Below are 3,895 nucleotides of genomic sequence, written 5' to 3'. Positions count from 1 at the left end.
AGTGCATGTGGCTACCAAGGTTCCGGATGGGTTTGTTGGTCCTATGGTTCGGGTTGATGCTGCTGCTCCTGACCGAGAGACACCGGTTACGGACCGCACTCGCATCATGCTGCAGGTCTACGGCACCGACGATGAGTACTGCGTGGACTTACTGTCCGCCTGTCTGGAGGGTATGGAGGTCTCTTACCGTGCTGAGGGGGATATTTTGGATTGGGATACTGATACCGACCCATATATTTTCCCTGACCCAGATAGGCCATCTGCGGTGCGGTGGCAGGGCGCGGGCACATTATGGACAGCGTTAAGTTAAGTATTTTTCATGTATAGTATGTGGTAACTGCCCTGCTTGGGGTGGTTACTCGGGGTAAAAAAATTTGGGGGAAATCGCATGTCACGTATGCGACAAAACATTGTTGTCGGCGCGCCCGAGGTCAAAAGCGGCGGCGCCGCATGGATTGGCATGGCGGGAATCAACCCGCTACAGACACCACACTCTGCATCTGTCAGGGTGGCTGCACTACCAACTGTCAACAAGTTCAGCCCAGCTGGCTACATCAGCGAGGACGGACTAACCAAGACTGTCGACCGTGATACCGAAAAGGTCGTGGACTGGAATGGTGACACCATGGCCGTGTTGCAGTCCAACCACTCGGTGCAAATCAAGTGCAAGTTCCACGAGATTGTCAATTCTCACGTTGCTACCGCCGTAATGGGCGAAGGCAACTTCCGTTCCCGTCACGATGGACGAGCAGTCCAGATGATTGACAACGCTACGGAAACTCCGTACCGCTCATTCATCTTTGACATTCACGGCGGCGAAGACCTGAAGGGACGCTTGTTCATCCCGAATGGTCGCGTCACCGAGCTCGACGACCAGGTGTTCTCGCGAGGTGAGGTCGTAGGATTCGACGCCACGATTGAGTGCTTCCCGGATGAAAACGGAAACAACCTCTACACCTACATCGACCGCCGCAACGTCAAGAAGGATGACGATGACCGCTTCCCAGATGATGGGCTACCGGTTGTATCCCTGGCAGAAATTGAAGACATTGTCCGCAATGCCCTCGATGGTATGCCAATCTCGCCGGATTTGGTTGCGGGTCTTTTCTACTCGCTCATTGACGGTAAGGGCGGATTGAACCTTGATTTCATCGAAAAGCTCACTACGCACCTGGCACCGCTTAACGGCGTGGACGATTTGCTGCAGCTGATTTCCGACCTGTTGGAAGGCAAAGACGCCGCCACGCTGATTAAGGACGTGGAAGCACTACCGTTTACTCCGCTCAATCGTCACAACCGTTGGGCCCAAGCAGTTGTAGACCTGCTCACCGGCTCCGGCGGACGTCAAACCATTGATGACCTAACCGGCGGCATCATCTAAACACTCACCTATTCGGGTAATTTCAAACACTACATTTTGGGGGAATATTTCATGGCCAACAACGACAGCCTGCTTTCTCAAATCACTAACTCCATCCGCGACCTGCAGCAGGAAGGCGGCGTGGAAAAGGACACCGCTGATTCTCTCACCGGCATGTTCTCTAATTTCAATACCATCATCGACAAGATTTCCGAATCCATTCCGCAGCAGGTCTCCATGCTGGGGCGCACTGTCAAGGACGCCAAGACCCTTGCCGATGACCTCAAGCAGATTCTCGGCGGACCATTGGTCTTCCCAGGCACTGGCGTTCCTTCAGCTATCAAGGGCATCGAAGACGCACAGACTCGCCTGCATGACCTCGTGGCCGAACAGTTCGGCGATGCTGCAGCTCTCCCCGACAAGACCGCAGAACATGTGAAAGAACTAGCAGACCACGCCGGCAAGGTCGGTTCCGCTGTGGACGATTTCGTTGGTTCTTCTTACGCCAAGAAGCTGTTCGACGGAATCACCCCGGGCGATGGCTTCCCAGAACTAGTAAGCAAGTTTGACGCTCTTCCCGAGGCTGACCGCAAGAAGCTCACGGACTTGGTCACCGGCATTGGTTCCTCCGCCCAGCCAATCGGTGCTGCCCTCATCAACATTCTGCGCGCATTCAACGAGGACACCAAGGAGGAAAAGTAATGGAATACAAGTACACTGACCGCGATAACTACGGCGAATTCAACCCCACCCACCTCGTGGACCGCCTCGAATCGGCCGGCGTTATTCCACACGAAATGGCAGACGCACTCACCCAGGCTTCTAGCGCACTGCTGAACCTGGGTGACGATACTCGCAGTGAAGTGGAAAAGGCTATTTCTACCCTGGTGGATGAAGCTGAAACCGGACAGGAAGTCTTGGATACCCTCAAGGCGAATATTGATACCGCTATTCATGAGCCGGACCCGCTGAAGAAGGTTGCCGACTTTAAGTCCGCGGCTGATGAGCTCGTTGATGGGCTTGAGGGCCAGCTGAAGGATCTTGGTCTGGAGAAGGTCTCTGACCTTTCTGAGATTCGTTCTGTTACCCGTGACTTTGCTGAGGCGTTGGATACGCTGAATGCTTCGGCACCGATTGCACAGGTGGTTAAGAAGCTGCCTGGCGGTGCACTGCCTGGCCATGTGTTGGAGGCTTTGGCCAAGCTGCGACAGGATGAGCTTGATGAGCTGGCGAAGCACTTTGACGCTGTCACTGAGCGTGGTGGCAAGCGCTCATTGGCGAGTTGGCTTCCTTGGGCGCTGATGAGGCTGTGCGCAAGGCTGTGAAGGCTGCTGAGGGATTGTCTCCTTTGCTGGCTGTGGCTTTGGCAGCGGGCTCTGTTGTTGCCCAGGGCGCTGAGGCGGTTAAGAGCATTGTTGATTTGGGCGTGGCGGTGAAGGCTGCTCTTATCAAGGGCTTGTTTACCGCGGGTAAGGGCCTTCTGGCTGCTCCGGTTATCGCGCAGTTTAAGGCAGCAAAGAAGCTTCCGTTTATTGTTGTTGCGCTGCAGATGTTCAATCATCATGAGGTGCGTCAGGCTCTGCTGCACGTCTTTAACGAGGTGCTTATTAACTCACTGACAGCGTTTAACACTAAGGCCGTGGTCAAGGCTGTTCGCGCCGCGGTGGACTTCCTTGTCCTGTCTACCCCGATTCGCGTTGCGGTACGTGGCAATAATCTGTTGAAGATTCTCAATGGGCTGAACATCGGCCGCATCCTCTTCAACGTGTTCTTGCTGTCGCGACTGCCTCAGCTGGGTCATTTGCCGGTGCGCGGCTTAGGTCTACGCGGTGTAGAGGCTTTGGCCGCTGGTTTGTTTGCAAACTGGCGCGTTCTGAAGACTGTGCTGACTCCGCTGGCGCTGAAGCCGGGCGTTCTTATCGGCGACGCGGTAGCGTTGATGGTGGTCGCGTATCTGGTTGTGGGTGCGTTGACTGCTTAATCAGATTCAGTCGAGTAGGGGCTGAGGGTGTATTCCCTCGGCCCCTATTCTTGTGTGTTGGTCGGCTGCCGGGGCTCGGGGTGGTCGATACTGTGTTTTATACTAGGGGTTGTATTGTGACGCTATTTTGGGGGTTTTATGCGTAATCGGGGGAATCTTGTTCACGGTGTGCCGAATATTTCTGCCGGTGGTGGTGCTTGGATTGGCCAGCCGGTGTCGAGTCCTTTTGCGGTGCCGTTGTCGGCGAGTGAGCCGCTGCGTCGTTTGCCGGGGGCGAGCATGGTTCCTGCTGGTTATGTGTCTGCTGATGGGGTGTCGGTGGATACGTCGGTGGATGCTGAGGAGTCGAAGTCGTGGTCTGGGCTGTCGATGAGTACTGTCTCCTCGCCGGATGGGGTGAGCCTGTCGGTGTCGTTTATGGAGTTGGGTAACTCGGCGGTGATGCGGTTGACTCATCCCGATGGTGGCGTCAAAGAGTTGTTTGATTCTTCGCGTGTGAGGGTTGAGGAACGCCTTGATGGGGCGCTTCCCTATCGGTCGTTGAATTTTGATTT

Annotated in this window: 6 protein-coding genes; all 6 read left to right on the top strand. The window is 55.1% G+C overall.

Going from position 1 to position 3,895, the window contains the following annotated elements; genetic code table 11:
• Positions 1–310, top strand: a 310-nt coding sequence (locus tag L8V22_RS11515) for a hypothetical protein (RefSeq protein ID WP_269966561.1), incomplete at its 5' end; no start/stop codon positions are given.
• 78 nt (positions 311–388) lie between these two features.
• Positions 389–1,381 carry a phage tail tube protein gene (locus L8V22_RS11510; RefSeq protein WP_269966560.1) on the top strand — a complete coding sequence of 331 codons (993 nt, stop codon included), beginning with the start codon at positions 389–391 and terminating at the stop codon, positions 1,379–1,381.
• Positions 1,382–1,432: 51 nt separating this feature from the next.
• Positions 1,433–2,062 carry a hypothetical protein gene (locus L8V22_RS11505; RefSeq protein ID WP_269966559.1) on the top strand — a complete coding sequence of 210 codons (630 nt, stop codon included), beginning with the start codon at positions 1,433–1,435 and terminating at the stop codon, positions 2,060–2,062.
• On the top strand, positions 2,062–2,685 hold the full coding sequence (locus tag L8V22_RS11500; RefSeq protein WP_269966558.1) for a hypothetical protein: 624 nt from the start codon (positions 2,062–2,064) through the stop codon (positions 2,683–2,685). Before L8V22_RS11505 ends, L8V22_RS11500 begins: the two co-directional genes overlap by 1 nt.
• Positions 2,670–3,341 (top strand): hypothetical protein, encoded by a 672-nt coding sequence (locus tag L8V22_RS11495; RefSeq protein ID WP_269966557.1) that lies wholly within the window; start codon positions 2,670–2,672, stop codon positions 3,339–3,341. The genes L8V22_RS11500 and L8V22_RS11495 overlap by 16 nt, the downstream gene beginning before the upstream one ends.
• A gap of 168 nt (positions 3,342–3,509) precedes the next feature.
• Positions 3,510–3,895, top strand: a 386-nt coding sequence (locus L8V22_RS11490; RefSeq protein WP_269966556.1) for a hypothetical protein, incomplete at its 3' end; no start/stop codon positions are given.

The sequence above is a fragment of the Corynebacterium yonathiae genome (assembly GCF_027570195.1).
Lineage (GTDB): Bacteria > Actinomycetota > Actinomycetes > Mycobacteriales > Mycobacteriaceae > Corynebacterium > Corynebacterium yonathiae.
This window is presented reverse-complemented; position numbering and strand designations above follow the sequence as displayed.